A 25,867-nucleotide genomic window follows, 5' to 3' on the forward strand; every position below is an offset into this window, starting at 1 on the left:
ACCCTCCAGATAGACTTGCGTAACTGGAGGAACCCTCCATATGATAGCTCTATCGGAAGCGGAGGCTCCCTCCGTTTGAGTCCCATTCGATGGAGCGTTCTTTGTCCACCACCATGTCCGCGGACACCCGTGTGCCCGCAATCTCCAGCGCCGGTCGGCTGCGATCCGGCATTGTGCTGGTCACGCTGCTGACCTGCCAATTGATGATCATCCTCGACATCACCGTGATGAATGTCGCGCTGCCGCGCATCCGCACCGATCTGCACTTCAGCGCGACCAACCTGGCCTGGGTGATGAACGCCTACACCCTGGTCTTCGGCGGTCTGCTGCTGCTCGGCGGCCGCGCGGGCGATCTGTTCGGCCGTCGCAACCTGTTCATTGCCGGTACGGCACTGTTCACGCTGGCCTCGCTGGCTGGCGGGCTGGCACCGTCGGCCACCTGGCTGCTCATCGCCCGAGTTGTGCAGGGCATCGGCGGGGCCATGGCCGGTCCAAGCACCCTTGCACTGCTGACCACCACATTCAGCGAACCCAAGGCCCGGATGCGGGTGCTCGCGCTGTTCTCCGGCATGTCCAGTGCGGGCTTCGCGATCGGGCTCATCATCGGCGGCCTGCTGACCGAATGGCTGAGCTGGCGCTCCGCGCTGTTCATCAATGTGCCCTTCGGCCTGGCCGTCGTCGTCCTCGCGCTGCGCTATCTGCCCGATGCCGCGCGTCAGCCCGCCCGCCTCGACCTACCCGGTGCGGTGACCGCGACCGGCGGTGTCGCCGCGCTGGTCTACGGCTTCATCAGCGCCGCATCACACGGCTGGAGCGACGCGGGCACCGATATCTGGCTGGCTGTCGGCGCCATCTCGATCGCGGCCTTCCTGACCATCGAGGCGCGCACGACCCAGCCCCTGCTGCCGTTGCGGCTGTTCACCGATCGCAATCGCGCCGCGGCCTACGCCAATATGTTCCTGGGCCCGATGGCCGGTATGTCGATGTTCTTCTTCCTCACCCAGTACCTGCAGGAAGTGCGCGGATTGAGTGCGCTGGCAACAGGTTTCGCCTTCCTGCCGACCGCGCTGCTGATGTTCACCATGATCCGGCTGATCCCGCGACTGCTGCCGCGCTTCGGCCCGAAACCGGTGACGGTAATCGGCACGCTGCTGATGGCGGCCGGTCTGGTGCTGCTGACCCGCCTGACGGTCGACACCGCCTACTTCCCGATGCTGTTCATCGCCATGATCCTGATGGGAAGCGGTATCGGCCTTGCCTTTTCGCCGCTCAACGTGATCATCATGTCGAGCGTTGCGCCGACCGAGGCCGGCGCCGCGGGCGGCGCGCTGCAGACCCTGCAGCAGACCGGCGCCTCCCTCGGCCTCGCCATTCTGGTCACCATCTTCGGCACCGCCGCCCGCGATGCCGGAGGTTCGGCACATCACGCCCTGGTCAGCGGCATCACGACCGCCTTCGCGGGTGCCGTGGTCATCGCCGCGCTGACCTTCGTCGTCGCCCTCACCTTCCGCAGCACACGTCCCGCGGCGTGAAATATGGCCCCGCCCAGGTGATTCCGGGCGGGGCCAGATTTTCAGAGCCAGGTGTCCAGCGTCGTCGTGGTGAGGAAATGCTCCAGGTCGTGGCGCCAGGGGGCCGGTACGGTCTTATCCGGCTCGATGGCGGTGTACTGGCCGCGATAGAACAACAGCGGCCTGCCGGAGCTGGTCGACTCCGACAGGGCCAGCACCCGGCCGATCACGATGTAGTGATCGCCGCCGTCGACGACACTGTCCACCTTGCACTGGATGGTGGCCAACGCGTCGTCCAGGAGCGGGAGCTCCAGTTCGGAGGTGTGCCATTTGGTTTCGGCGAACTTATCGGGTTCGCGGGAACCGAAGCGGGCACACAATTGCTGCTGTTCCTCGGCAAGGACATTCACACAGAAGCCGCCGGACTGTTCGATGGCCGCCCAGGACCGGGAGGTCTTGGTCGGGCAGAACAGCACGAGCGGCGGATCCAGGGACAGGGCGGCGAAGGATTGGCAGGCGAACCCGATCGGGGCGCCGTCGGCATCGAAGGTGGTGATCACCGTGATGCCGGTGCAGAACTGTCCCAATACATTTCGGAACTGTCGCCCGTCGATCGCCGGATACTCGTCGGTCGTCATCGTCTCCCCGCTCGCCCTGTCACGCATTGCTACTGCTGCCGCTGTCCGACCGTGAAGTCGTGACCCCACAGGCTGACCGCGGTGGATTCCCGCGCGATCCAGTCGTGATCGTCGACTTCCAAACCCTCACAACCGAATTCGACATCGAAGCCGCCCGGTGTCTTCATATAGAAGGACAGCATCTTGTCGTTGACGTGCCGACCCAGCGTCGCCGACATCTTCACCTTCTTGCGCAGTGCGCGATCCAGGCAGAGCCCGACATCATCGGAACCCTCCACCTCGAGCATCAGGTGCACGATGCCGCTCGGGGTCGGCATGGGCAGGAAGGCCAGCGAGTGGTGGCGCGGATTGCAGCCGAAGAAGCGCAGCCAGGCGGGTTCACCGTCGGCGGGCCGCCCGACCATCTGCGGTGGCAGCCGCATCGAATCGCGCAGCCGGAAGCCGAGCACGTCGCGGTAGAAGGTCAGCGCGGCCGCATCGTCCTTGGTGCTGAGCACCACATGGCCGAGACCCTGTTCGCCCGTGACGAATCGGTGCCCGTAGGGGCTGACCACGCGCCGATGTTCCAGCGCCGCACCGTGAAACGCTTCCAGGGTGTTGCCCGAGGGATCCTCGAACGAGATCAGCTCGTAGACCCGTCGATCGGCCTTCTCCTGTGCGGTGCCTTCCTTGAACGGCACCCCGGCCGCATCCAGCCGTTCCCGAATATCCTGCAGCTCAGCGGCATTGGCCGTCTCCCAGCCGGAGACCTGCAGCTGGTCCCGCTCGCCCGGCGAGATGACGAGCCGAGCCGGGAAGTCGTCCATGCGCAGATACAGCGCCTCGGGATTGCTGCCCTTGCCCTCGACCATGCCGAGCACCTTGAGCCCGTATTCACGCCAGGCCGCCATATCGGTGGCCTCGATGCGCAGATACGCCAGTGATCGAATGCCCATCACTTCTCCTTCACACCGGCAAGGAAATCCGTTGCCAGCCGGTTGAATTCGTCGAACTTCTCCAGCTGGGCCCAGTGCCCGCAACCGCCGAAAACGTGCAGCTGCACCCGTGGAATCATCTTCGTCGCGACCAGCGCGCCGTCGAGTGGATTCACCCGATCTTCCCGGCCCCAGATGAGCAGCACCGGCTGGCGCAGCTTATAGGCATCGCGCCAGATCATGCCCTGCTCGAAGTCGGCTCCGGCGAAGGACTTTCCCATCGCCCTGGTCGCGGCCAGCGCCTCGGGCGTACTCGCCGAGGCGAAGCGCTCATCGATCAGCTCGTCGGTGATCAGAGACTGATCGAAGACCATGATCCGCAGGAATGCCTCCAGGTTCTCCCTGGTCGGCTCGTAATTGAACTTCGCGAGGTTCTTCACCCCCTCGGTCGGATCCGGTGCGAACAGGTTGACGCTCAACCCGCCCGGACCCATCAGCACCAGCTTGCCCGCCCGATCCGGGTAGTCCAGTGCGAATCGCACCGCGGTGCCGCCGCCGAGCGAATTGCCCAGCAGGTGTACGCGTCCGGTGATCTCCAACGCGTCGAGCAGATCCTTCAGCGCCGAGGCGCTGTGCGCGAAGTACTGCGGATGCTCGGTCGGCTTATCCGAGAGCCCGAAGCCCGGCTGATCCACGGCGAGCACGTGGAACTCGCGCGCCAGCACCGGGATATTGCGGGCGAAGTTGGACCACGAGGAGGCGCCGGGCCCGCCGCCGTGCAGCAGCACGATCGTCGGGCCGTTGCCCACTCCGGCCTCGTGATAGTGCAGCCGCAGATCGGGCCGCACCTGCGCGTATCGCGAGGTCGATTGGTAGGTGAGTTCGGTAGTCGCCGTCACGACTAGACCATGCCGTCGGTAACCGGAAGCCCGAATTCGTGCGTGCCGTACATGACATAGGCGCGCTCGGGATCATTGGCCGCATGCACCCGACCGGCGTGCGCGTCACGCCAGAAGCGTTGCAGTGGAGTACCGTTCGCGAGCGCGGTGGCACCGGAGGCCTCGAAGAGCTTATCGATCGATGCGATTGCCCGGCCGGTCGCGCGCACCTGGTCGCGGCGCGCCCGCACCCGCAGGTCGAACGGAATCTCCTTGCCCGCCACCAGCAGTGCGTATTCGTCGGCGACATTGCCCGACAGCTGACGCCAGGCCGCATCGATATCGCTGGATGCCTCGGCGACACGCACCTTGGTGAACGGATCGTCCTTGGCCTTCTCACCGGCGTAGGCCGCGCGCACCCGCTTGCCCTGATGCTCGACGTGGGCGGCGTACGCGCCATAGGCCATGCCGACGATCGGCGCGGAGATGGTCGTGGGATGGATTGTGCCCCAGGGCATCTTGTACACCGGATCGGTGTTCTGCGCCAGGCCGGGGGACTTCAGTTCGCTCATCGCGCGGAAGCTGAGGAACCGATGCTTCGGCACGAAAACGTCTTCCACCACAACGGTATTGGAGCCGGTGCCGCGCAGGCCGACCACATTCCACACGTCATCGATGCGGTAGTCGTCGCGCGGAATCAGGAAGCTGCCGAAGTCGACCGGCTTGCCGTCCTTGATCACCGGGCCGCCGAGCACCGCCCAGCTGGCGTGATCCGAGCCCGAGGACCAGGCCCACGCGCCCTTGACGATATAGCCGCCGTCGACGACCGTGCCCGCGCCCATCGGAGCGTACGACGAGGAGATCCGTACCTCGTTGTCCTCGCCCCACACATCCTCCTGCGCCTGCTGGTCGAACAGCGCGAGGTGCCAGTTGTGCACGCCGACGATGCCCGCCACCCAGCCGGTGGAGCCGCATGCGCTGGCGAGCTTGCGAACCGTGTCGTAGAACACGACCGGATCGGCCGCATGGCCACCCCACTGCTTGGGCTGCAGCAGGCGGAAGAAGCCGGTCTCCTGCAGTGCCTTCATCGATTCGTCGGGGATGCGCCGCAGGTCCTCGGCCTCCTGCGCGCGCTCGCGCAGCGTCGGCAACAGTGCTTCGACCTGTTCGGTCACTTCTTGCGTCATCGCGGGACCCGCTCCTGCCTGGTCGGATTGGTAACCGGTACTCATTTGCCTCTGAGACTAGAACAGGTTCTTATTTCTGTCGAGAACGGGTGACCATAAGGGGCATTCGTCACCGATTCGCAGGTGGTCGACGGAATCGCTGGCGTGGAACGCGACATTTTTGTAACGTGTTCTAGTACAGAAGGAGGAGGAATCGCGATGGCAGTTACCCCACAGGGGAGCGGTGCGAAGGTTCGCGAGCTCGATGTGGGCTCCGCGCCCACCCGATATGCGCGCGGATGGCATTGCCTCGGGTTGGCGAAGTCGTTCCGCGACGGCAAGCCGCACGCAGTCGAGGTGTTCGGAACCAAGCTCGTGGTCTGGGTCGACAGCAATGACGAACTCCGGGTGCTCGACGCCTACTGCAGGCATATGGGTGGCGACCTGAGCATGGGCGAGGTCAAGGACGGCGATATCGCCTGCCCGTTCCACGATTGGCGCTGGTCCGGTACCAGCGGCAAATGCAGCGCGATTCCCTATGCGCGGCGCGTGCCGCCGCTGGCACGGACCCGCAAGTGGACCACGCTCGAGCGCAATGGACAGCTGTTCGTCTGGCACGATGTCGAGGGCAGCCAGCCGCCGCCCGAGGTGACCATTCCGCACATCGTCGGCCCCTACACCGACGCGGATGGCAACCCCAGCGAACAGCTGGACAGCGGGTGGACCGAATGGACCTGGAACTCCCTGCTGATCGAGGGCGCGAACTGCCGCGAGATCATCGACAACGTGGTGGATATGGCCCACTTCTTCTATATCCACTTCGCCTTCCCGACGTACTTCAAGAACGTCTTCGAGGGGCATATCGCCACTCAGTTCCTGGAGACCAAGGGTCGTCCCGATATCGGCATGGCCTCCAAGTACGGCGGCGACACCCTGTTGAAGTCGGAGGCGTCGTACTTCGGGCCCTCTTACATGATCAACCCGCTGGTCAATATCTACAGCGGATACGAGGTCAAGAGCGTCCTGATCAACTGCCACTACCCAGTGACGCAGGATTCGTTCGTGCTGCAGTGGGGTGTCTCGCTGGAGAAGCCGAAGGGCGTCGACGGTGAGATGGCCGACAAGCTGGCCGCCAAGATGACCGAAGGCATCAGCGTCGGGTTCCTGCAGGATGTCGAGATCTGGAAGCACAAGTCCAAGGTCGAGAATCCGCTGCTGTGCGAGGAGGACGGCCCGGTCTACCAGCTGCGTCGCTGGTACGACCAGTTCTACGTGGATCTGGCCGATGTGACCGACAAGATGACCCAGCGCTTCGAATTCGAGGTGGATACCACCAAGGCGAACGAGGCGTGGGAGGCCGAGGTCGCCGAGAATCTGCGGCGCAAGCGGGAAACGGAAGCGGAAGCAGGAGTCTGATGGCACCGACCTGGGCGAAAGCACCCGACTTCGCCGACCAACCGGCGCGGCGGGCCGAGGTGCAGGCCCAGACCGCAGTCGACAAACAGCGCTATCTGGAGGCGGGACTGACGCCGCTGCGGTGTCAGTCATGCCAAACCGAAGTGTTGGTCCGGAAAAGCTCGTCGCACCAGACCTCGGTGCAGTGGACCGAGAATCCGGCCGCGCGCTGCCCGGTCTTCGCCAGACTCAGCGCGCAGGGTTACGGGCCGGGACGTCCGGAAACCTGTGCGCAACTGGAGAAGACGATCAAATGGGCCGTCGACGAGGGTGTGCTGGAAATCGACTGATCAGTCTAGGGTGAAGTCGGCGAAGTCGAATCCCGGCGCGACGATGCAGCTGACCAGCACGTATTCATCGCCAGCTGGCCGCGCGGCCTGACTGGTCCCGCCCGGCACCACCGCCTGCAACACCTGCCCGTGCTCGACATCGGGCCCGAGGACAATCTCCTCGCCCCCGATGTCGAGCACCAGCGCCCCACCCCGATGCCACAACCACACCTCATCCGAGCGCACGGTATGCGGTGCCGACTTCTCGCCCGGCATCAATAAGAAGTAGATCCCGGTCGCGCTGGCCCGCGGCCCCGGGTAGCCCTCCGGCGTGAATTCCACCGCACTACGCCAGGTTTGCCGATACCAGCCACCCTCCGGATGCGGTTCCAGATCGAGTGCGACAGCAAGCGGCGGTCGATTGTCGGTCATGCTCCGACTATGCCCGATCGATGGTCTTCTGGGAGCCCAGCCACTGATGCGGCTGACTGGTCACGGCGGCGATGCGGTCTCGAAGTCGTGATCCCGATGGGGCAAGGTCAGCCCGCGCAACTCAGCGGTAGCCGCGAGGACGAGATCGACCGGACCTGCGCTGCGATAAGCGGGCACCGCGATCAGCCCGGCCGCTGCCGCGTTGCCACAGCTCATATACACATCGGCGACGGCTCAGAAGAGGGTGGGTTCGCCGAAGCCGGGAGTGCGTTCGATTTCCAGGAGGCGTTGTTTTGTGGTGATGCCGCCGGGGGCGGAGAAGCCGGTGAGGGCGTGGTCGGCGGCGAGGACTCGGTGGCAGGGGATGATCAGGGGGATCGGGTTGCGGCCGAGGGCCTGGCCGACGGCTTGGGCCGCGCCCGGTGCGCCGATGCGGTCGGCGACCTGGCCGTAGCTGAGGGTGTGGCCCGGATCGATGGCGCGGGTCACCTCGTAGACGGCGCGGTGGAATTCGGGAATTCCCTTGGTGCTCACGGGAATCCAGCGCAGATCGTCGAGTTCGCCCGCGAGATGGGCTTGGATGCGTGTGATGGCATCGGCGATCGGGCCGGTGGGTTCGTCCTCTGGGATCTCTTCGGAGTCCGGAATTCGGCTGCTGCGACGCATGATCCGGGTCCGCGTCGCGGCGGGGCTGGCCTCCGGCAGGCCGAATCGGAAGACGAACTCGTTGGTCCAGGCGATCGCGCAGGTGCCGATCGCGGTTTCGAACAGCGCCGACCCGGTGACCGGGCGAGCGGAAGCACTCATACGGTCAGTGTGCACTCCGGGTCCGACATCTTCGAGGAGACCAGTCCAGTCTTCAGAAACTGGCCTGGATTCCGCCGATGGTCGGCTTGACGGCTCCACAACTCGGGTTCGAGATACGGCGCTGCGCGGCCCGTTTCGGCTGCGCGAGGGCGGGAGCATCCGGATCCGGCACATCGTCGCGGCCGTAGATCGCGGCGAGATCCGCGTATCGGCGCTGGTTTTCGTAGTAGGACGGCGACCAGTCGGTCAGTGGCCCCGGCGCCCGGAACCGTTCGAGGCGGAAGGCCTCGCTCGGGCGGCGCGGCGCGAACCGGTGCACGAGGTAGGCGAAGGCGGCGATGACGAGCAGGGTGGCGAGGGCGGTCATAGAAATCAGCGTGCGCGCACTGGCCTTGCCATTAAATATCCACTTGGCTAATACTGGACTTTATGTCGACGAGAGTTATCGGTGCCGCCAGCCTTGCCCGTGATCTGGGGAGTTGGCGCAGTGCGGACGAGAACGGCGAATCCGGGGAGCGCCGGTCGACGCGTCCGGCCTATCTGGCTCTCGCCGAAGGCATTCGCCTGCTCATCCATGACGGCCGCGCACCGCTCGGCGTCGCGCTGCCCAGTGAGCGCGACCTCGCCGGCACCCTCGGCGTCAGCCGCACGACCATTACCTCCACCTACAGCCTGCTGCGCGAACACGGCTATCTGATCAGCCGTCAGGGCTCACGCAGCACCGTCGCCCTCCCGCGCGACGTGCAGCACGACGGCACCAAACCGGCCCGCAGCATCCTGGCGATGATGGCGCAACCGGAACTGCCGACCATCGATATGACCTACGCCGCCATGGCCGCGCCCCTGGAGATGCAGGAGGCCTACTCCGTTGCGCTGCAAGGTCTTCCGGCCTATCTCGGCACGCACGGTATGGATCCGGTCGGTGTGCTCGCGCTGCGCGAGGCGCTGGCCCGCCGCTACACCGAGCGCGGCCTGCCAACCGAACCGGACCAGATCCTGGTCACCCTGGGTGCCCAGCACGGCCTGCGCCTGCTGCTCAATGTGCTCACCGCGCCCGCGGCCCGCGTCCTCATCGACCACCCGACCTATCCCAATGCCATCGAGGCGATCCGCGATGTCGGCGCTCGCCCGGTGCCGGTGCCGCTGCGCCCCGAAACGCCGGAATCCGGCTGGGATCTCGACGGAATCCGCAGTGCCGCAAGGCAAACCGCGGCCACCCTGGCCTACCTTGTGCCGGACTTCAACAATCCGACCGGCCTGCTGCTCGACGCCGACGGCCGTGCCGAACTGGCCGCCATCGCCCGCGAAACCCGGATGACCGTGGTGATCGACGAATCAATGGTGGACCTGAACCTGACCGACCGGACCGCGCCCCCGCCGGTCGCGGCCTTCGCCAAGAGCAGCGAGATCATCAGCATCGGCTCGGCCTCCAAGTCCTTTTGGGGTGGTCTGCGCGTCGGCTGGATCCGCACCAACCAGTCGTTGATCACCAAACTGCTCGGCATCCGCTCCACGGTCGACCTCGGCACCCCCGTGATGGACCAGTTGGCCACCATCCACCTGCTGGAGAATGCCGACACCATCCTCACCCGCCGTCGCGACCAACTCCACGCACAGCGTGCGGCCCTGCTCACCGCGCTCGGCGAAGAGCTTCCGGACTGGCGCACGATCGTCGGCGACGGCGGCATGTCCGTTTGGGCACAACTACCTGCTCCGGTCTCGACGGCACTGGCCGCCACCGCCCCCAATCACGGCGTATTGCTCGCCGCCGGACCGAGATTCGGCGTACAGGGCGCCTTCGAACGCTTCATCCGCCTGCCCTTCACTCACCCCGAACCCGAACTCCGCCTAGCGGTCAAGTCCATCGCCGCCGCCTACGAAGCCCTTACCCCCCGCGCCGCCGACCCCCTCCAGCCCCTCACTTGCTACTGATACCTGTCGCATAGCGAATGGCTATCTCGCACAAGGTATACGGTATGCGAGGTAGTGACTCGGTATGCGGTAGCCGATCGCTGATGTAGGGCAGGATCGACGGTATGGGGCCTAGTGCGGGACCGAGTGTCCCTGAGAGTGTCGAGGACTTCCGTGTGCTCGCGGGGGCGCGGTTGGGCGAGTTCCCGCATACCGAGGTCGCCGATGCGCCCGGAATCCGTCGCGCCGCGGTGTTGCTGTGTGTGGTGGCACTAGCGGGGCCGCCGTCGGTGATGGTCATCAGGCGCGCGTATCGCGGGCGGAATGCCGGGCAATGGGCGTTGCCGGGTGGACGGGTCGACGACGGGGAAACCGTTGAGCAGGCGGCGATCCGTGAGCTGCACGAGGAACTCGGACTGACCGCCAGCCCGGCCGATCTACTCGGCAGGCTCGACGACTTCCCCGCGGCATCGGGCTTCGTCATCACCCCGATCGTGGCGGCTCTCGCCGATGCGTCCGAGCTGCGGCCGAGTCCGGACGAGGTCGACTCGGTTCATCAAGTGGATCTCGCCCGGCTGGCCGCCGACGATGTCCCGCACTGGGTGCATCCGAAAGATGCTGTGAGACAAGAGGAGCTGCGGTCCGACGCCCCTCCGGTCGCCCACGACGGCCCCGGTCTACTGCAGATGCGTCTCGCCGAGAACATGACCATCCACGCACCGACCGGTGCCATGCTGTGGCAGTTCCGTGAAGTCGTACTGCTCGGCCGAGACCCCGCCGCCGCCCGTATCGCGCATTTCGCCCAGCCGGAATGGACGCGGAACTAGCGCATTCTCGCGTCCCGCATGAATTCGCGGACGAAAACATGCGCGGGCGCGGGAATCGATGCGCGGGAGCCGTTGGAGTGCGCCGCGGAAGGTGACGGTGACGAGTTATCAGTCCGCCCAGATGGATTCGATCGGCGTGGCCTCGTTGGGTGGCGGGGTGGGCGTACCTGCGGGGGTGCGGGAGAAGCGCGGCGCCGGGGCATGCTGGACGACACCGTCGATCTCGATCAACCCGGTGCGCGCGACAATGTGCGGATTCTGTTCTGCCTCGGTGAAAGTCAGCACCGGAGTCGTGCACGCATCGGTGCCCTCGAAGATCGCGGCCCATTCGTCCCTGGTTTTGGTCTTGAACTTCTCCGAGAACAGCTTCTTCAGCTGATCCTGACCATTCGGATCGAGCTGCATCGGCAGACCTTCGGGGTCGATCTCCAAGCCCTGCAACAGTTCCGCGTAGAACTGCGGTTCGATCGCACCGACCGCCATGTACTTGCCGTCCGAGGTTTCGTACGTGTCGTAGAACGCCATACCGGTATCGAGCAGGTTGGTGCCCCGCTCATCCGACCACAGGCCCATGCCGCGCATACCCCAGATCATGTGCGAAAGCGCAAGCGCCCCATCGATCATCGCCGAATCGATGACCTGACCCTTACCGGACCTCTGTCGCTCGACCAGTGCCGCGAGAATGCCGAACACCAGGAACATCGAGCCGCCACCGAAGTCGCCGACCATATTCAGCGGCGGCACCGGACGTTCACCCTTGCGGCCGATGGCGTGCAGCACACCGGTCAGCGAGATGTAGTTGATGTCGTGTCCGGCGCGATCGGCCAGCGGGCCGTCCTGACCCCAGCCGGTCATCCGGCCGTAGACCAACCGCGGATTGCGCGCGTGCACGGCATCCGGGCCGAGTCCCATGCGCTCGGTGACGCCCGGCCGGAAGCCCTCGATCAGCACATCAGCCCTTTCGGCGAGTGCGAGCACCTTCTCGATATCCGCCGGATCCTTCAGATTCGCCTCGACGATGGTGCGCCCGCGCCACTGCGGCCGCTCCATGAAGCCGGGCAGCATATTGGGCCGCTGTACTCGCACCACATCGGCGCCGAGATCGGCCAGCAGCAGTGCCGCATGCGGTCCTGGGCCGATCCCGGCCAGTTCGATGACCTTGATGCCCGCGAGCGGGCCCTGCTCGGCGGTGGATGGTGTGCTCACGCCCTACCTCGGTTCGTCGTTGATCCAGCGCTCCCCGGGGCGACCCGAGGCTGTATTGACAGTATGACAATAACGCCGAAGCTATACCCGAGACGGGTTCGCGAGCCCCAAGGCGGAGTTGAGCCGATACGCCCCGCCACGGCCATGGAATATCGCCATCGGCAGCGCGCCCACCAAGGCGCCGCCGATACCCGGGTAGGCGTGCGCAGGCAAGTCGGCCCAGTATCCGATGACGACCGCGAGTGCGATTCCGAACGTCCCGGCCACCGAATTGCGCAGCGGATCGTTACCCCACACATTCGGAAACTGTTCGCCGACCATGCCTTTGACGAAGGGCGGTACCGCATTCGCGCCGAACAGTCCGGCCAGTGCGGACAACAAAATCGTGTGCCACATGACGATCCACCTTCTTTTCAGTCAACGGTTGTAGACCGAAAATTAGCATGGCGATCCGCTTCGGTCAACGGTCGTAGACTGAGCGCATGAATTCTCGCCCTCGCAGCCGCGCGGAGCAACGGCAGCGCACTCAATCCCGGATCCTGGATGCGGCCCGGCGGTTATTCGCAGAGGTCGGCTACGACCGGACCACCATTCGTGCGATCGCCGCCGAGGCGCAGGCCGATCCCGGTCTGGTGATGCGCTATTTCGGGTCGAAAGACAATCTCTTCGCCCAGGCTTCCGGCTTCGAACAGGATGAACTGGTCACCGGCACGCCCGAAGAGGCGGCCGACCAACTGCTGGCGGCACTCGAAACCAAGCTCGCCCAGCAACCCACCGACGCACTCGCCGCGATCCGTTCGATGTTCACCCATCCGGACGCCGCCGCCGAAGTGCAGTTCGCCATGGTGTCCCGGCAGCGCCAAGCCGCCCAGCACCTGGCCGACGACGATGCGGACTTGCGCGCCGGGCTGATCGGCGCGATCACCATCGGCACCGTCATCGGTCGGCACCTACTCCAACTGGACGGACTGCGCGACGCCGAGCCCGAACGCGTCACCGCCCTACTCCGCGCCGCCTTCCACGACATCGCTTGCGGCCCAACGACAACCCCTCGGACCCGTGATCGAAACGACACTTGAATCCGACGTTACGTCAGGTTTTAGCGTGGTTGGTGCACATCGAGAGGAGGGCACATTGGCCGAGCGGGTGTGGCGGGTAGGAGAACTCGCCCGGGAATCCGGCGTGACGGTGCGGACGCTGCACCATTACGACCGGCTCGGGCTACTGGTGCCGTCGTCGCGGACATCGGGCGGGCACCGGTGCTACACCCGGGCCGATGTCCGGCGGCGTCGGTGACTCGAGCTCTAACTCAGCGCGAAGTCCAAGTCGCCCAGCAGATCCTCGACATCCTCCAGCCCCACTGAAATGCGCACGACGCCGTCGGATAGTCCGATGGTGGCGCGGCCTTCGGGGCCCATGGCGCGGTGGGTTGTGGTGGCCGGATGGGTGATGAGGGTTTTGGAGTCGCCGAGGTTGTTGGAGATATCGATGATGCGCAGACGGTTGAGGACCTCGAAGGCGCGCTTCTTGGCCTCGTCCTCGGGCGCGTTCAGTTCGAAGGTGACCACGGTGCCGCCGCCGCTCATCTGGCTGATCGCCAGGTCGTACTGCGGATGCGACTCCAGGTACGGGTAGCGCACCCATGAGACGGATTTGTTGCTCTCGAGGAACCGCGCGATGCGCAGTGCGGATTCGGTGGAATGACGCACCCGCAGCGGCATGGTCTCCAAACCCTTGAGCAGGGTCCACGCGTTGAACGGGCTCAGCGCCGGACCGGTATGGCGCATGAGGGTTTTCACCGGACCGTCGATGTAGTCCTGGGCGCCGAGGATCGCACCACCGAGCACCCGGCCCTGACCATCGATGTGCTTGGTGCCCGAATACACCAGCACATCGGCACCGAGGTCGAAACCGCGCTGCAGCAGCGGCGTGGCAAAGACGTTGTCCAGCACCACTTTCGCGCCCGCGGCATGCGCGAGTTCGGTCACCCGACGCACGTCGACCAGCGTCTGCATCGGGTTGGCCGGTGTCTCGAAGAACACGGCCTGGGTCGGCACCGAAAGCGCCTGCTCCCATTGATCCAGATCATCGCCGTCGACGAAGACCGTCTCCACACCCCAGCGCGGCAGAATCTCGTTGCACACCACGAAGCACGAGCCGAACAGGCTGCGCGCGGCCACGAGTCGGTCGCCCGCGCCCAAAAGCGCACCGAGCGCGGTGAATACGGCCGACATACCGCTCGCGGTCGCGAAACATGCTTCGGCGCCGTCGATCAGACGCAGCCGCTCCTCGAACATGGCGACCGTCGGGTTGCCGTAGCGGGAGTAGACGAAATGCTCGATATCGCCGGTGAACGCGGCCTCGGCCGCCTCGGCGCTCTCATAGACGAAACCGGAGGACAGATACAGCGCCTCGGCGGTTTCCTCGAATCCCGAGCGACGCAGCCCACCTCGCACACCGAGCGTGGCGGGACCGACGCCTTCGGGCAGCGGCTTGTCGAACGCACCACCGGTGATCATGACTGCCGCCACGGCAGGCCGATGGCGCGCCAGCCGGAGCCGCCACGATGTCCGAACTCGTCGATCGGGCCTTCGAAGCCCTCCAGCACATTGAACGACGGGGCGATACCAGCCCCGGTCGCGGCCACGGCCGCACCGACGGAACGCTGTCCGGAGCGACAGAGGAAGACGACCGGCGCCGCCGGATCGCGACCCTCCAGCGCCTTGCTCAGCTGCTCGACGAACTCACCGTTGCGGGCGCCGTTGCTGTCCACCCATTCGATCAGCACCGTCGGCCGGTCGATCGAACTCGTATCCGGCACACCGACGAAGCGCCATTCGGCCTCGGTGCGCACGTCTACCAAGACGGCTTCGGGATTGTCCTGCAACAACTCCCACGCCTGCTGTGGGGTGATGTCACCGGCATATGTCATGCGATCCTCCTGTGAATCCACGCTTGCCGCACCTGGGATTGGGTCGCGGCCAGGTCGTCACCCGGAGCACCCCACCGCGGAGGAGGGTTGCCGACCAGTCAGCCGGGGCTTGGCACTGGTACTCATGACCTGAAAATGAGATTGCCTGGGCAGGGGCCGCCATGTCAAACCCCATTTCGCGTCGCGCATAAGCAATCAACCGCAGACGATCCAGCGGTCTTGTGAGCGGATCAGATTCCAGGTCGCCGGGGTCTCCCGCCCATCGACCGCGATGGTCACCGTCGCCTTGGCCTTATCGCCGTCGACGATCGCGTTCTCAATCTTGGTTACCTTGATCGACTTTCCGGCGGCGGCCCCACCGAACTGACCGGCGAGCGGCGTCTTGCTCTCGTCGAATCCCGAACAGGCCACGCCAGGCGGCGGCGTGTTGTCGGTGGTGGTGCGGGCCTCCGCGTAGCGCTGCACCGCCGCCGCGATCTTGTCCGATTCTGTGACATTTTTCTCAGCTGGCGAGAGCACCGCACCGAGCACGATCGCGAGCAGCACGACAGCCGCGAAGACGGCCGCCGCGATGAACGGCACCATGGAGCGACGATCGGTCTGATCGACCACGATTACGGGTTCTTCATCGGTGCCCTGCTGCTCTGTCATGAGTCGATCATCCCTGGTGGGCGGTGGTATCAGGCATTCGGCCCCGATACCGGCGACGCGCGGATTCGATAGAAGCGCGCAGAGCGGGTAGTCACGGTAGGTGGGCCGGGTAGCAAACACCCGGTGTACGCACCGCCGCGGGGCGCGTGCTGTGCCACCGATAGAATCGCGAGACTGCGGCCTGCTGTCATAGCCGAGATGGCCGCCTGTTCGCATCGGCAGATGCGATCGAGAGGGTGCGTCAAGTTAGCCTAAGCTAAGACTGACGCCGTTAATTGTTTCGACCATAAGGGTGCGCGTAAAGATGACCGAAGACAGTGCAGCGACTCGCCCGCTTCGCATCGCGATCGTGGGCGCGGGACCGGCCGGTATCTACGCCGCCGACGCGTTGATGAAGTCCGATGCCGAGGTGAGCATCGACCTGTACGAGCGCATGCCCGCGCCGTTCGGGTTGATCCGCTACGGCGTCGCGCCGGACCATCCGCGCATCAAGGGCATCATCACCGCCCTGCACAAGGTGCTGGACAAGCCGCAGGTCCGCCTGCTCGGCAATATCGACTACGGCACCGACATCACCCTCGACGATCTGCGCACGTTCTATGACGCGGTGATCTTCTCCACCGGCGCCAACGCCGACCGCGCGCTGCCGATCCCGGGCATCGACCTGGATGGCAGCTACGGCGCCGCGGACTTCGTCTCCTGGTACGACGGCCATCCGGACGTGCCGCGCACCTGGCCGCTGGAGGCGGAGAAGGTCGCGGTCCTCGGCGTCGGCAATGTCGCGCTCGACGTGGCGCGCGTGCTGGCCAAGACCGGCGACGAACTGCTGCCGACCGAGATCCCGCCGAACGTCTACAACGGACTGAAGGCCAATAAGGCGATCGAGGTGCACGTCTTCGGTCGCCGCGGCCCGGCGCAGGCCAAGTTCACCCCGCTCGAGCTGCGCGAACTCGACCATTCCCCGACCATCGAGGTCATCGTCGATCCCGAGGACATCGACTACGACGAGGGCTCCGAGGCCGCGCGTCGGCACTCCAAGCAGGTCGACATGATCGCCAACACCCTGGAGCAGTGGGCCATCCGCGATGTCGGCAACCGCCCGCACAAGCTGTTCCTGCACTTCTTCGAATCCCCATCCGAGATCCTCGGTGAGGACGGCAGGGTCGTGGGTCTGCGCACCGAGCGCACCCAGCTCGACGGCACCGGCAATGTCAAGGGCACCGGCGTATTCAAGGACTGGGACGTCCAGGCCGTCTACCGCGCCGTCGGCTACCTGTCGCAGAACCTCACCAATCTGCCGTTCGACGATCAGGCCGGTGTCGTCCCGAACGAGGCCGGACGCGTCCTCGCCGACGAGGACGCCGACGGTGCGGACCGCTACCTGCCCGCCACCTACGTCACCGGCTGGATCAAGCGCGGTCCGGTCGGCCTGATCGGCCACACCAAGGGCGACGCCAACGAGACCGTGGCCTGCCTGCTCGACGACAGTGTGAACTTCACCCCGGCCGCCGAGCCGGAACTGGATGCCGTCACCGAATTCCTCGAGGGCAAGGGCATCCCGTTCACCACCTGGCAGGGCTGGTACCGCCTCGACGCGCACGAGCGCGCCCTCGGCGAGCCGGAGGGCCGCGAGCGCGTCAAGGTCGTCGAGCGCGAGGACATGCTGCGCGCCAGCGAGCCGCACAAGGTCTAGTGCGAATGCCGCAGGGGGTGAGCGTCACCTCCTGTGGTACTCGACAAACCGACACGGCCGCGGCCGCGCGAAATCTGTCGGGTCCGCGGCAGCGGAAATTCCGTCCCTGAGGCATTCTGTACAAGTGTTCGATGCCCATCTCCACATCTTCGACCCGCGGTTCCCGCTGGCCGAGAACCAGGGCTACCTGCCCGACCCGTTCACCATCGCCGATTATCGAAAGCGCATGTCGCGCTTCGATGTCGGCGGCGGCGCCGTGGTCAGCGGATCCTTCCAAGGCACCGATCAGACCTACCTGAAAGCGGCGCTCGCGGAGCTCGGCGAGGGATGGGTCGGCGTCACGGCGCTGGACCCGGACGCCACCGACGAAGAGATCATCGAACTCGACCGGATCGGGGTGCGCGGGCTGCGGTTCAATGTCAAGCGCGCGGCTGCCGATATCACCGCGATGACGCTGCAGGCATTGCGTGCGCACGACCTCGTCGGCTGGCATGTCGAGGTGTATATCGACGGCACCATGCTCACCTCGATGGAGCCGGTGATCTCGAAGCTGCCGGTGCTCTCCATCGACCACCTCGGCATGTCCGAGGAGGGTCTGCCCTATCTGCTGGATCTGGTGGATCGCGGGGCGCGGGTCAAGGCGACCGGTTTCGGGCGCGTGCAGATGAAGGTGTCCGATACGCTGCGCCGGATCCACGCGGTCAATCCCGAGGCGCTGATGTTCGGTACCGATCTGCCCGGCACCCGGGCGGGACGGCCGTTCCAGGATTCCGATGTCGATCTGATCTGCGATGTGGTCGGCACCGATATGTTCAAGGTGCTGGAGGACAATGCGCGGGCGTTCTATCGACTTCCCGCCCGCGAACGTGCGATTCCGGTCGATCCGATGCCGACGCTGCCGATCCACCGCACCGAACAGCCGACGCTGCCGCTGCGGCGCGATCAGCTACCGGAACCAGCGGATACGATTCCGTTCCCGATCATCGAGTGAGCGGTGGACCGGGGGCACAGCGTGTGACGAGGGTGCTCGCCGACGTCGCCGGCTAGCCGCGACAGACTGCCCGTCCGCGCACACCCGCGATCGCCGACGTTGTGCCGCCAATGCTGACGATCAGGCGATGATCGCGCCGATGACCCACACGCCCGTGGCCAACAGCGCGCCGAAGAGCTCGATCAGCATCGACAATCCGACCCCCTCGAGCGCATGAACCGTTGCCTGCCAAGCGGGTTGGTTGTCGCGGAGCCGCTGCAGCTCCGAAAGGTATACGCCCAGAACGAATCCCACGAACAACCCGACCACCGGGATGAGGAAAAAGCCCACGATGCCGAAGATCGCGCCGACGAACAGCGCGCGATTGGATACGCCCGCATCCTTCATCTTCCGCCCCGGCCAGGTGTATTTGATGACGCCGGACAGCACCAAGAAGGCTGTGCTGATGGCGAATACGATCCACGCCGTCGTGCCCCCGGTCATGAACGCCCACACGGCGATGGCCCCGAAGATCAAGATGGCGCCCGGCAGTATCGGGACGATGATCCCGACCAGGCCGACCAGAATTACCAGGCCGACAACGACCTCACCCCAAGCTGACACTGCCGGTCCTCCGCTTTCCGCGTCTTGTCACGCCTGCCAGGATTCTGGCCCACTGCCATGAATTTTCCGGTCTTTGTGACGCCGCTCACAGGTTGTCACAGGGCGGGCGGGAGCGGACGTCTCAGTGGGCATGACGAACACAGAACAGACCACAGTGTTGATCACCGGAGCCAACAAGGGGCTCGGTCTCGAAGCGGCGCGGCGGCTCGGGGAACAGGGGTGGATGGTCTTCCTCGGTTCGCGCGACGAAGCTCGGGGACAGGCCGCCGCGGACAAACTCGCCGCTGATGGGGTGAAGGTAGTCGTGGTCCCGTTGGACGTGACCTCGGACGAGTCGGTGTCCGACGCGGTGCGGCTCGTTCGGGAGCACACCGATCGGCTGGATGTGCTGATCAACAATGCCGGTGCGCCAGGAAATATTGTCGCGCCCGCGGACGCGACGGCTGACGAAATTCATTCCGTCTACGACACCAACGTGTATGGACCGATCCGGGTCACGCATGCGTTTCTGCCCTTGCTGGAGGCGGCGGACAATCCGCGGGTGGTGATGGTGTCCAGTGGGGGCGGTTCGTTCGCGGTGGTGACCGATCCGGATCAGCCGGTATCGAAGATGCACGAACTCGCCTACAGCTCGTCGAAAGCGGCGCTGAACATGATTACCGTGCGGTACGCCCAGGCGCTCCCGAAGATCAAGTTCAATGTCGCCACACCCGGCGAGGTCGCGAATCGTAGGTTCGCCGCCACCGATATGAACCATCACACCGGCCAAATGACGGTCACCGAGGGGACCGACTCGATCGTCGAACTCGCGACGATCGACGCCGACGGCCCGACCGGGATCTTCATCGACCGCCTCGGTCCTGTCGGCTGGTGACCGGCGCGGGTGGCCCGTCCTGGGAACCGAGGACGGGCCGCTCGCCGTTTTCGCCGGTTGTGCGGTGCGGGCGTTATTACGCTTGGGATATGCGAATTTCGGTTGCGGCGGATGAACGGGTGGGGGTGGCCGAGGAGCTGGTGGTGGAGCTCGGGCGGCGGGGATTCGAGACGGTAGTGCACGGGGCGTTGTCGGACAGTGAGCGCGATGACTGGGCTTGGGCCAGTGAGGCGGCGGCACGGGATGTGGCCGAGGGGCGGGCGGACCAGGGGGTGGTGTGCTGTTGGACCGGAACGGGGGCTTCTATTGCCGCCAACAAGGTGGCGGGGATCAGGGCCGCGCTGTGTGTGGATGCGGCGACGGCGGCCGGTGCGCGGAAATGGAATGACGCGAATGTGCTTGCGCTGAGCCTGCGTTCGACTTCCCGTGCGGAGCTGACGGAGATTCTGGATGCGTGGTTCGCCGGTGAACCGAGTGCGGATGCGGAGGATCGCGCCAATATCGCGCATTTGTCGAAGATCGAACGCGGGCATCATTGACAGTATGCTGTCAAATATGACAGCATACTGTCATGCCTACGAAAACAGTGCACATGGCCGTTTACGACACGCTCGCCGATTGGGAGGTCGGCGCGGCGACCGCGCATATCAATCGGCCCCTCTGGCAGAAGGCGCCGGGAACCTTTCGCGTGCAGACCGTCGGGTTCACCGCTGATCCGATCACTACGACGGGCGGGATGCGCGTCGTTCCGGATGTGGTGCTCGCCGATCTCACGCCCGCCGCGAGCGCGATGCTGATCCTGCCGGGTGCCGACACCTGGGAGACAGGTGAACTCGAGCCCTTCGCGCAGAAGGCGCGGGAGTTCCTGGACGCGGGGGTTCCGGTCGCGGCGATCTGCGGTGCCACCTTCGGATTGGCGAAGGCGGGGCTGCTCGATAACCACGCGCATACCGGTGCCGCCGCGGAATACCTTGCCTACAGCGGATATTCGGGCGGTGATCGCTATCTGGACCAGGCGGCGGTGCTGGACGGCGATCTCATCACGGCGGGCCCGACCGCGCCGTTCGAATTCGCTCGTGAGGTGCTGCGCAGGCTCGATGTCTATGAACCGCATGTGCTCGACGCGTGGTACCGCTTGTTCGGTCAGAGCGATCCGGCGGCATTCGCCGAGCTTTCCGAGTACCAGGCGCAGCGGGCCATCGCTTCCGTGTGAGGAAGAATTCGCGGATGATCGCCGATCCGGGAAGGCGCAGAACAGGAGTTCCGATATGAGTGACACGCCCGAGCAGGAACTCTTCGCCGCGGTCGCGATCACCTCATTCCAGCTGAACGGTCAATTCCTCGCCATCGCAGAGGAATTGGCCGCTCCCGGCGGAATCACGGCGGCATGGTGGCAGGTGCTCGGCGCGGTGCTGCGTGAACCGCTGCCGGTTGCCGGAATAGCCCGTGCCATGGGCATCACCCGGCAGAGTGTGCAGCGCATCGCGGACCTATTGGTGGACAAGGGGCTTGCCGAATTCCAGCCGAATCCCGCGCACCGCCGAGCCAAACTCGTCGCGGTGACCGACGCGGGACGCGATGCGATCAAACGCATCAACCCACACCACGCGGTCATGGCGAAGCGCCTCACCGATCAACTCGGCGCCGACCACCTCGCCCACACCGTACAACTCATGACCCAACTCTCCGCCGCCTTGGACGCAATCACGCCCACCGAGAACCCCTAACTGGACAGATGATCACGTGGAAACCATGGCGGCAAACCGCGAAGTAGCCCGCGCCACCTGATCTCGATTCCCTTGCGCGGGTCAGGCGAAGGGCCTGTCGGTTCGGCCGACCAGGTCGGCTACCGAGTCGACGACCAGGGTGGGCCGGTAGGGGAATTGCTCGACGGATTCGCGGGTGGAGATGCCGGTGGTGACCAGGACGGTGCGCATGCCCGCCTCGAGTCCCGAGACGATATCGGTGTCCATCCGGTCGCCGATCATCACCGTCGACTGGGAATGTGCGCCGATTCGGCGTAGGGCCGAGCGCATCATCAGTGGGTTCGGCTTGCCTACGTAGTACGGCTCCCTACCGGTCGCACGGGTGATCAGCGCGGCGACCGAGCCGGTCGCGGGGAGCAGACCCTCGCGGGAGGGGCCGGTCGCGTCCGGGTTGGTCGCGATGAAGCGGGCGCCCCGGTCTACCAGGCGGATCGCGGTGGTGATCGCCTCGAAGGAGTAGGTGCGGGTTTCGCCGAGCACCACATAGTCCGGATCGCTATCGGTCAGCACATAGCCGATTTCGTGCAGTGCGGTAGTGAGACCGGATTCGCCGACCACGTAGGCGGTTCCATTGGGGCGCTGGTCATTGAGGAAGGTCGCGGTGGCCAGCGCCGAGGTCCAGATCGCCTCCTCCGGAATGTCGAGTCCGGTGTGGCGCAGGCGGGCCTGCAGATCGCGCGGCGTGCGGATGGAATTATTGGTGAGCACAAGGAAGGGAATCTCCTTGCTGCGCAGCTCGGCAAGGAACTTGTCCGCGCCGGGCACCAGATGGTCTTCGTGCACCAACACCCCATCCATATCGGTGAGGTAGGACAGGATCGGCTCATCTGGTGTGCTCACGAGTCAATTGTCGGCTATCCGCCCATCCAGCGCGCGAATACCGACTCCGATGCGACCATCCCCACACCGCGCCGCCTCCTCCGCTTACGCATATCCAGTGCCGATCCCGCAGAAGGTGTGAGTTGTGCGCGATGCCCACTGGGTATGCGACAGCAGGGGGCAACCCTGGATACGGGCGCGGGCTGACTATGGTCGAGGGGAGGCCGTGTGAGAACCGATCGCGCGCGCTCAGGTAGGCCGATCGCGGCCCGGGAACTCCGGTGTCGCACTTGCGGTTGTACCGGGATGCGGTCGCGGGATTCAGGCGGCCGACGGTGTGCGGAACCTCCCGCACGGACCGTTGAGCGAAGCGACAGGAGTGGCGCATATGGGTGATCTGAAGCTCGGATACAAGGCGTCGGCAGAACAGTTCGGACCGCGGGAATTGGTGGAAATCGCGGTGGCGGCCGAGGAACACGGCCTCGACAGCGCGACGGTGAGCGACCATTTCCAGCCGTGGCGGCACAAGGGCGGACACGCGCCGTTCTCGCTGGCCTGGATGGCCGCGGTCGGCGAACGCACCAAGCGCATCCAACTCGGCACCTCGGTGCTCACCCCGACCTTCCGCTACAACCCCGCCGTGATCGCGCAGGCCTTCGCGTCCATGGGGTGTCTGTACCCGGACCGGATCATGCTCGGTGTCGGCAGCGGTGAGGCGCTCAATGAGATCGCCACCGGCTACACCGGCGAATGGCCGGAATTCAAGGAGCGTTTCGCCCGACTGCGCGAATCCGTCGACCTGATGCGCGCCCTGTGGACCGGCGAGCGCACCGACTTCGACGGCGAGTACTACAAGACCGTCGGCGCGTCCATCTACGACGTGCCCAAGGGCGGCATCCCGATCTACATCGCCGCGGGCGGACCGCTGGTCGCGCGCTATGCGGGCCGCGTCGGTGACGGTTTCATCTGCACCTCCGGCAAGGGCATGGACCTCTACACCGAGAAGTTGATGCCCGCCGTCGCGGAGGGCGCCGCCAAGGCCGGACGCACCGTCGAGCAGATCGACCGGATGATCGAAATCAAGATCTCCTACGACACCGATCCCGAACTGGCACTGGAGAATACGCGCTTCTGGGCCCCGCTCTCGCTGACCGCCGAGCAGAAGCACTCCATTACCGACCCGATCGAAATGGAGGCCGCCGCCGACGCCCTCCCGATCGAGCAGATCGCCAAGCGCTGGATCGTCGCCAACGATCCGGACCAGGCCGTCGAACAGATCAAGCCCTACCTCGACGCCGGGCTCAACCACTTGGTCTTCCACGCCCCCGGCCACGACCAGTCCCGCTTCCTCGACCTCTTCCAGCGCGACCTGGCCCCCCGCCTCCGCGCCCTCGGCTGACCCGCAACCGCTCCGACCTCGGTCGTTCCGGCTGAATATCGTTGGTTCCCGCCCGTCGATATTCGGCCGGACACCGCAGTCGGGCCAGTCCCGTTTCCGCGGGCTCTTCTAGCGCAACCTGGACTGCCCCTGCGAAATCCGCAGCTATCGGGATGGTGCGGAATGGTCAGGCGCGGGTGAGGGCGAAGATGCGGAGGTCTCGGGTGGTGCGGGTGCGGTAGACGCTGTAGGCGCTGGTGATTTCGACGAAGCGGGCGAAGAGCGCGTCCTTGTCGGATTCGACCAGGGTGGCGCGCACGGGGATGCGTTGGCCTGCGATGGCGACGGTGGCGTTCGGGTTCGCCAGCAGGTTGTTGGTCCAGGCCGGGTGCTTGTGCTGGCCGAAGTTGCTGCCGATCACGTAGATGGTGTCGCCGTCGTGCAGGCAGAGCAGTGGTTGGGTGCGCGGCGCACCGGATTTGCGGCCGGTGGTGGTCAACAGCATGACCGGGGCGCCGATCGGGCCGAGGAGGGTGTACTTGGCATTCGTGCGCTCGAGTATGGCCCGATCCAGCGGGGTGACCTTCCGAATCAGCCACGACCCGGGTTTGGTCGAAGCGAGCTTGGTCGCTAGGCGGGCAAGAAAATTGGTGTTCGAACCCCACTGCCGCTTCGGGAATTGCTCAGCCATGCCCGGACTATATCCGTCGAAGCACACCCGCGACCGAGTGATCACGGTCTCGGCCGGACGGCTGCGAGATCCTCGCGTCAACCGTTGTCGGTCGCTCCGTTCAACCCTGTTGACATTGCGCCGAACTTGTCACACACCTCTGTCATGATCTATCCGCAGTAGGTTCGGATCAGGCGCTCATGGCAGCGACAAACCGGATGGCAACCTCGCGGGAGGGGGAGTGTGAAGCGCGTCGTCGTCGTTAAGCTCGCTCCCACCCGGGAGCAGTATGCGGCGCTGAAAGCGACACTGAAGTTGTGCAATGCGGGGGCGAACATGGTCGCGCGGGTCGCGCACGCCGCTGCTGATCGTCGCCCGTTCGCGCTGCAGAAGCAGGTGTACGCCCACCTCAAGACGTGCGGCTTGTCTGCGCAACCGGCGATCCGAGTCATAAAGAAGGTCGCGGACGCGTATGCGACCCGACATGCGAACCTAGCCCGAGGGAATTTCGGCAAGCCGGGATCGAAACGATATGCGAAAGTCGTCGGTAAGCCGATCATGTTCCGCGAGGACGCGGGCCAACCATTCGATGACCTCTGCCTGTCGTGGCAGATCGATCAATCGACGGTTTCGATCTGGAGCAGTGCGGGGCGGCTACGAGGTATCGTATTCGTATGCGCGCCATGGCAGTTGAGCCTGCTCGCTGCCCGTAAGGGTGAGTCGGATTTGATCTTCCGCGACGGCGACTTCTACCTGCACGCTACCGTCGACATTGACGCCCCGCCCGAGCTGGTCCCGGCGGATGACCCCACCGGGTGGCTTGGCGTCGATCTGGGGATTGTGAACCTCGCAGTCACCAGTGCCGATAACCCCACCGATCTTGACTCTCGGTGGTCCGGTGGCGCGGTCACTGCACGGAGGAAGAGGAATAGATCCTTGCGGAACGCCCTGCAGAAAGTGGGGACCAAGTCCGCGAAACGAAAACTGAAGACCCGCCGCAGGAAGGAAACGCGCTACGCCACCGACATCAACCATCAACTCTCCAAAACCATTGTCGCCCAAGCACAACGCACCGGCCAGGGAATTGCGATAGAAGATCTGTCGGGAATTCGGGACCGGGTACGGCTAGCTAGGGAGCAGCGGAGTCGATTACATTCCTGGGCGTTCGCGCAGCTGCGTCACCAGATCATCTACAAAGCACAAGCCGCAGGATTGCCCGTGCAGGTTATCGACCCGCGTAACACCAGCAAAACCTGTCATCGCTGCGGACGCTGCGACTCCGCGAACAGACGCAGTCAAGAACTTTTCCGATGCCGGAATTGTGGGTGGAACGGCCACGCCGACCACAACGCCGCAATCAACATCGCCGCACTCTCGGATATCAAAGCTATCGGGCCGCCCAATCAACCGTGCCTAAAGCAGCCACCCCTCTAACAGCCAGTTAGAACGTGAGCAGCAAACCCTCGTCTTGCGGGA

General features: G+C 65.2%; 30 protein-coding genes, 1 pseudogene and 1 riboswitch. Of the genes and pseudogenes, 15 read left to right on the forward strand and 16 right to left on the reverse strand.

Features of this window, described 5'->3' with window-relative positions:
- Nucleotides 1-101: 101 nt before the first annotated feature.
- On the forward strand, nucleotides 102-1,532 hold the full coding sequence (locus ACQP1T_RS03075; protein ID WP_433758432.1) for an MFS transporter: 1,431 nt from the start codon (nucleotides 102-104) through the stop codon (nucleotides 1,530-1,532).
- 41 nt (nucleotides 1,533-1,573) lie between these two features.
- Here ACQP1T_RS03075 and hsaB read toward each other — a convergent pair whose 3' ends face one another.
- Genes hsaB through hsaA form a run of 4 tightly spaced genes read right to left on the reverse strand, consistent with a single transcriptional unit; the run spans nucleotide 1,574 to nucleotide 5,128 of the window.
- Nucleotides 1,574-2,149: a 3-hydroxy-9,10-secoandrosta-1,3,5(10)-triene-9,17-dione monooxygenase reductase subunit gene (hsaB, locus tag ACQP1T_RS03080; protein ID WP_433600877.1), complete on the reverse strand. Its 576-nt coding sequence runs from the start codon at nucleotides 2,147-2,149 to the stop codon at nucleotides 1,574-1,576.
- Between the two features lie 29 nt (nucleotides 2,150-2,178).
- The gene (gene hsaC / locus ACQP1T_RS03085; protein ID WP_433758433.1) at nucleotides 2,179-3,084 is read right to left on the reverse strand and encodes an iron-dependent extradiol dioxygenase HsaC; all 906 of its coding nucleotides are present in this window, start codon (nucleotides 3,082-3,084) and stop codon (nucleotides 2,179-2,181) included.
- Nucleotides 3,084-3,962 carry a 4,5:9,10-diseco-3-hydroxy-5,9,17-trioxoandrosta-1(10),2-diene-4-oate hydrolase gene (gene hsaD / locus ACQP1T_RS03090; protein ID WP_433758434.1) on the reverse strand — a complete coding sequence of 293 codons (879 nt, stop codon included), beginning with the start codon at nucleotides 3,960-3,962 and terminating at the stop codon, nucleotides 3,084-3,086. The genes hsaC and hsaD overlap by 1 nt, the downstream gene beginning before the upstream one ends.
- Nucleotides 3,963-3,964: 2 nt before the next feature.
- Nucleotides 3,965-5,128, reverse strand: coding sequence for a 3-hydroxy-9,10-secoandrosta-1,3,5(10)-triene-9,17-dione monooxygenase oxygenase subunit (hsaA, locus tag ACQP1T_RS03095; RefSeq protein WP_433758435.1), 1,164 nt, complete (start codon nucleotides 5,126-5,128; stop codon nucleotides 3,965-3,967).
- A gap of 198 nt (nucleotides 5,129-5,326) precedes the next feature.
- Here hsaA and ACQP1T_RS03100 point away from each other — a divergent pair, with 198 nt between their 5' ends.
- Together ACQP1T_RS03100 and ACQP1T_RS03105 are read left to right on the forward strand one after the other, a co-directional pair.
- The gene (locus tag ACQP1T_RS03100) at nucleotides 5,327-6,523 is read left to right on the forward strand and encodes a Rieske 2Fe-2S domain-containing protein (RefSeq protein WP_433758436.1); all 1,197 of its coding nucleotides are present in this window, start codon (nucleotides 5,327-5,329) and stop codon (nucleotides 6,521-6,523) included.
- Entirely contained in the window at nucleotides 6,523-6,852 is a 330-nt protein-coding gene (locus ACQP1T_RS03105) for a hypothetical protein (RefSeq protein WP_433758437.1), read from the forward strand. The genes ACQP1T_RS03100 and ACQP1T_RS03105 overlap by 1 nt, the downstream gene beginning before the upstream one ends.
- Here ACQP1T_RS03105 and ACQP1T_RS03110 read toward each other — a convergent pair whose 3' ends face one another.
- The 4 genes from ACQP1T_RS03110 to ACQP1T_RS03125 are packed head-to-tail and all read right to left on the reverse strand — an operon-like array spanning nucleotide 6,853 to nucleotide 8,437.
- Nucleotides 6,853-7,263, reverse strand: a complete 411-nt coding sequence (locus tag ACQP1T_RS03110; protein ID WP_433758438.1) for a cupin domain-containing protein — start codon at nucleotides 7,261-7,263, stop codon at nucleotides 6,853-6,855.
- Nucleotides 7,264-7,323: 60 nt separating this feature from the next.
- Nucleotides 7,324-7,479: a hypothetical protein gene (locus tag ACQP1T_RS03115; RefSeq protein WP_433758439.1), complete on the reverse strand. Its 156-nt coding sequence runs from the start codon at nucleotides 7,477-7,479 to the stop codon at nucleotides 7,324-7,326.
- Nucleotides 7,480-7,497: 18 nt separating this feature from the next.
- On the reverse strand, nucleotides 7,498-8,070 hold the full coding sequence (locus ACQP1T_RS03120) for a methylated-DNA--[protein]-cysteine S-methyltransferase (protein ID WP_433758440.1): 573 nt from the start codon (nucleotides 8,068-8,070) through the stop codon (nucleotides 7,498-7,500).
- A 52-nt stretch (nucleotides 8,071-8,122) separates the two neighbouring features.
- Complete coding sequence (locus tag ACQP1T_RS03125) at nucleotides 8,123-8,437, reverse strand: hypothetical protein (RefSeq protein ID WP_433758441.1); 315 nt, start codon at nucleotides 8,435-8,437, stop codon at nucleotides 8,123-8,125.
- A gap of 62 nt (nucleotides 8,438-8,499) precedes the next feature.
- Here ACQP1T_RS03125 and ACQP1T_RS03130 point away from each other — a divergent pair, with 62 nt between their 5' ends.
- Both ACQP1T_RS03130 and ACQP1T_RS03135 read left to right on the forward strand, forming a co-directional pair.
- Entirely contained in the window at nucleotides 8,500-10,002 is a 1,503-nt protein-coding gene (locus tag ACQP1T_RS03130) for a PLP-dependent aminotransferase family protein (protein WP_433758442.1), read from the forward strand.
- A 104-nt stretch (nucleotides 10,003-10,106) separates the two neighbouring features.
- Nucleotides 10,107-10,808 (forward strand): NUDIX hydrolase, encoded by a 702-nt coding sequence (locus tag ACQP1T_RS03135; RefSeq protein ID WP_433758443.1) that lies wholly within the window; start codon nucleotides 10,107-10,109, stop codon nucleotides 10,806-10,808.
- A gap of 108 nt (nucleotides 10,809-10,916) precedes the next feature.
- Here ACQP1T_RS03135 and ACQP1T_RS03140 read toward each other — a convergent pair whose 3' ends face one another.
- Complete coding sequence (locus ACQP1T_RS03140) at nucleotides 10,917-12,014, reverse strand: CaiB/BaiF CoA transferase family protein (protein ID WP_433758444.1); 1,098 nt, start codon at nucleotides 12,012-12,014, stop codon at nucleotides 10,917-10,919.
- A gap of 81 nt (nucleotides 12,015-12,095) precedes the next feature.
- Complete coding sequence (locus tag ACQP1T_RS03145) at nucleotides 12,096-12,410, reverse strand: hypothetical protein (RefSeq protein ID WP_433758445.1); 315 nt, start codon at nucleotides 12,408-12,410, stop codon at nucleotides 12,096-12,098.
- 86 nt (nucleotides 12,411-12,496) lie between these two features.
- Here ACQP1T_RS03145 and ACQP1T_RS03150 point away from each other — a divergent pair, with 86 nt between their 5' ends.
- Both ACQP1T_RS03150 and ACQP1T_RS03155 read left to right on the forward strand, forming a co-directional pair.
- Nucleotides 12,497-13,093 carry a TetR/AcrR family transcriptional regulator gene (locus ACQP1T_RS03150; protein ID WP_433758446.1) on the forward strand — a complete coding sequence of 199 codons (597 nt, stop codon included), beginning with the start codon at nucleotides 12,497-12,499 and terminating at the stop codon, nucleotides 13,091-13,093.
- Nucleotides 13,094-13,148: 55 nt separating this feature from the next.
- Nucleotides 13,149-13,301, forward strand: a pseudogene (locus ACQP1T_RS03155) (MerR family DNA-binding transcriptional regulator); the annotation flags it as partial.
- 17 nt (nucleotides 13,302-13,318) lie between these two features.
- Here the strand turns inward: ACQP1T_RS03155 and ACQP1T_RS03160 are convergent.
- From ACQP1T_RS03160 to ACQP1T_RS03170, 3 genes are all read right to left on the reverse strand, one after another.
- A complete protein-coding gene (locus tag ACQP1T_RS03160; protein ID WP_433758447.1) occupies nucleotides 13,319-14,533 on the reverse strand; it encodes an O-succinylhomoserine sulfhydrylase in 1,215 nt (404 codons plus the stop codon).
- Nucleotides 14,530-14,946 carry a rhodanese-like domain-containing protein gene (locus tag ACQP1T_RS03165; RefSeq protein WP_433758448.1) on the reverse strand — a complete coding sequence of 139 codons (417 nt, stop codon included), beginning with the start codon at nucleotides 14,944-14,946 and terminating at the stop codon, nucleotides 14,530-14,532. The genes ACQP1T_RS03160 and ACQP1T_RS03165 overlap by 4 nt, the downstream gene beginning before the upstream one ends.
- Nucleotides 14,947-14,960: 14 nt before the next feature.
- A riboswitch (SAM riboswitch) is annotated at nucleotides 14,961-15,076 on the reverse strand.
- A 65-nt stretch (nucleotides 15,077-15,141) separates the two neighbouring features.
- A complete protein-coding gene (locus tag ACQP1T_RS03170) occupies nucleotides 15,142-15,597 on the reverse strand; it encodes an Rv0361 family membrane protein (RefSeq protein ID WP_433758449.1) in 456 nt (151 codons plus the stop codon).
- A gap of 304 nt (nucleotides 15,598-15,901) precedes the next feature.
- Between ACQP1T_RS03170 and ACQP1T_RS03175 the strand changes: the two genes are divergently transcribed.
- Both ACQP1T_RS03175 and ACQP1T_RS03180 read left to right on the forward strand, forming a co-directional pair.
- Nucleotides 15,902-17,290, forward strand: coding sequence for an FAD-dependent oxidoreductase (locus ACQP1T_RS03175; RefSeq protein ID WP_433758450.1), 1,389 nt, complete (start codon nucleotides 15,902-15,904; stop codon nucleotides 17,288-17,290).
- Between the two features lie 124 nt (nucleotides 17,291-17,414).
- Nucleotides 17,415-18,281: an amidohydrolase family protein gene (locus ACQP1T_RS03180; RefSeq protein WP_433758451.1), complete on the forward strand. Its 867-nt coding sequence runs from the start codon at nucleotides 17,415-17,417 to the stop codon at nucleotides 18,279-18,281.
- A gap of 120 nt (nucleotides 18,282-18,401) precedes the next feature.
- Here the strand turns inward: ACQP1T_RS03180 and ACQP1T_RS03185 are convergent, their stop codons facing one another.
- Nucleotides 18,402-18,884: a DUF456 domain-containing protein gene (locus tag ACQP1T_RS03185; RefSeq protein WP_433758452.1), complete on the reverse strand. Its 483-nt coding sequence runs from the start codon at nucleotides 18,882-18,884 to the stop codon at nucleotides 18,402-18,404.
- Between the two features lie 130 nt (nucleotides 18,885-19,014).
- On the opposite strand from ACQP1T_RS03185, the gene ACQP1T_RS03190 reads away from it, so the two are divergent.
- The 4 genes from ACQP1T_RS03190 to ACQP1T_RS03205 all read left to right on the forward strand — a co-directional run bounded on the left by ACQP1T_RS03190 (nucleotide 19,015) and on the right by ACQP1T_RS03205 (nucleotide 21,485).
- Nucleotides 19,015-19,758 (forward strand): SDR family NAD(P)-dependent oxidoreductase, encoded by a 744-nt coding sequence (locus ACQP1T_RS03190; protein ID WP_433758453.1) that lies wholly within the window; start codon nucleotides 19,015-19,017, stop codon nucleotides 19,756-19,758.
- A gap of 89 nt (nucleotides 19,759-19,847) precedes the next feature.
- A complete protein-coding gene (locus tag ACQP1T_RS03195; RefSeq protein ID WP_433758454.1) occupies nucleotides 19,848-20,297 on the forward strand; it encodes an RpiB/LacA/LacB family sugar-phosphate isomerase in 450 nt (149 codons plus the stop codon).
- A gap of 32 nt (nucleotides 20,298-20,329) precedes the next feature.
- A complete protein-coding gene (locus tag ACQP1T_RS03200) occupies nucleotides 20,330-20,971 on the forward strand; it encodes a DJ-1/PfpI family protein (RefSeq protein ID WP_433758455.1) in 642 nt (213 codons plus the stop codon).
- Nucleotides 20,972-21,026: 55 nt separating this feature from the next.
- Nucleotides 21,027-21,485, forward strand: coding sequence for a MarR family winged helix-turn-helix transcriptional regulator (locus ACQP1T_RS03205; protein WP_433758456.1), 459 nt, complete (start codon nucleotides 21,027-21,029; stop codon nucleotides 21,483-21,485).
- Nucleotides 21,486-21,566: 81 nt separating this feature from the next.
- Here ACQP1T_RS03205 and ACQP1T_RS03210 read toward each other — a convergent pair whose 3' ends face one another.
- Complete coding sequence (locus ACQP1T_RS03210) at nucleotides 21,567-22,322, reverse strand: HAD-IIA family hydrolase (RefSeq protein WP_433761956.1); 756 nt, start codon at nucleotides 22,320-22,322, stop codon at nucleotides 21,567-21,569.
- Between the two features lie 409 nt (nucleotides 22,323-22,731).
- Between ACQP1T_RS03210 and fgd the strand changes: the two genes are divergently transcribed.
- Entirely contained in the window at nucleotides 22,732-23,742 is a 1,011-nt protein-coding gene (gene fgd, locus ACQP1T_RS03215; protein WP_433758457.1) for a glucose-6-phosphate dehydrogenase (coenzyme-F420), read from the forward strand.
- A gap of 166 nt (nucleotides 23,743-23,908) precedes the next feature.
- Here fgd and ACQP1T_RS03220 read toward each other — a convergent pair whose 3' ends face one another.
- On the reverse strand, nucleotides 23,909-24,412 hold the full coding sequence (locus ACQP1T_RS03220; RefSeq protein WP_433758458.1) for a nitroreductase/quinone reductase family protein: 504 nt from the start codon (nucleotides 24,410-24,412) through the stop codon (nucleotides 23,909-23,911).
- 222 nt (nucleotides 24,413-24,634) lie between these two features.
- On the opposite strand from ACQP1T_RS03220, the gene ACQP1T_RS03225 reads away from it, so the two are divergent.
- Nucleotides 24,635-25,825 carry an RNA-guided endonuclease InsQ/TnpB family protein gene (locus tag ACQP1T_RS03225; RefSeq protein WP_433758459.1) on the forward strand — a complete coding sequence of 397 codons (1,191 nt, stop codon included), beginning with the start codon at nucleotides 24,635-24,637 and terminating at the stop codon, nucleotides 25,823-25,825.
- Nucleotides 25,826-25,867: the final 42 nt, after the last annotated feature.

The organism is Nocardia sp. CA-135398 (genome assembly GCF_050955845.1).
GTDB lineage: Bacteria > Actinomycetota > Actinomycetes > Mycobacteriales > Mycobacteriaceae > Nocardia.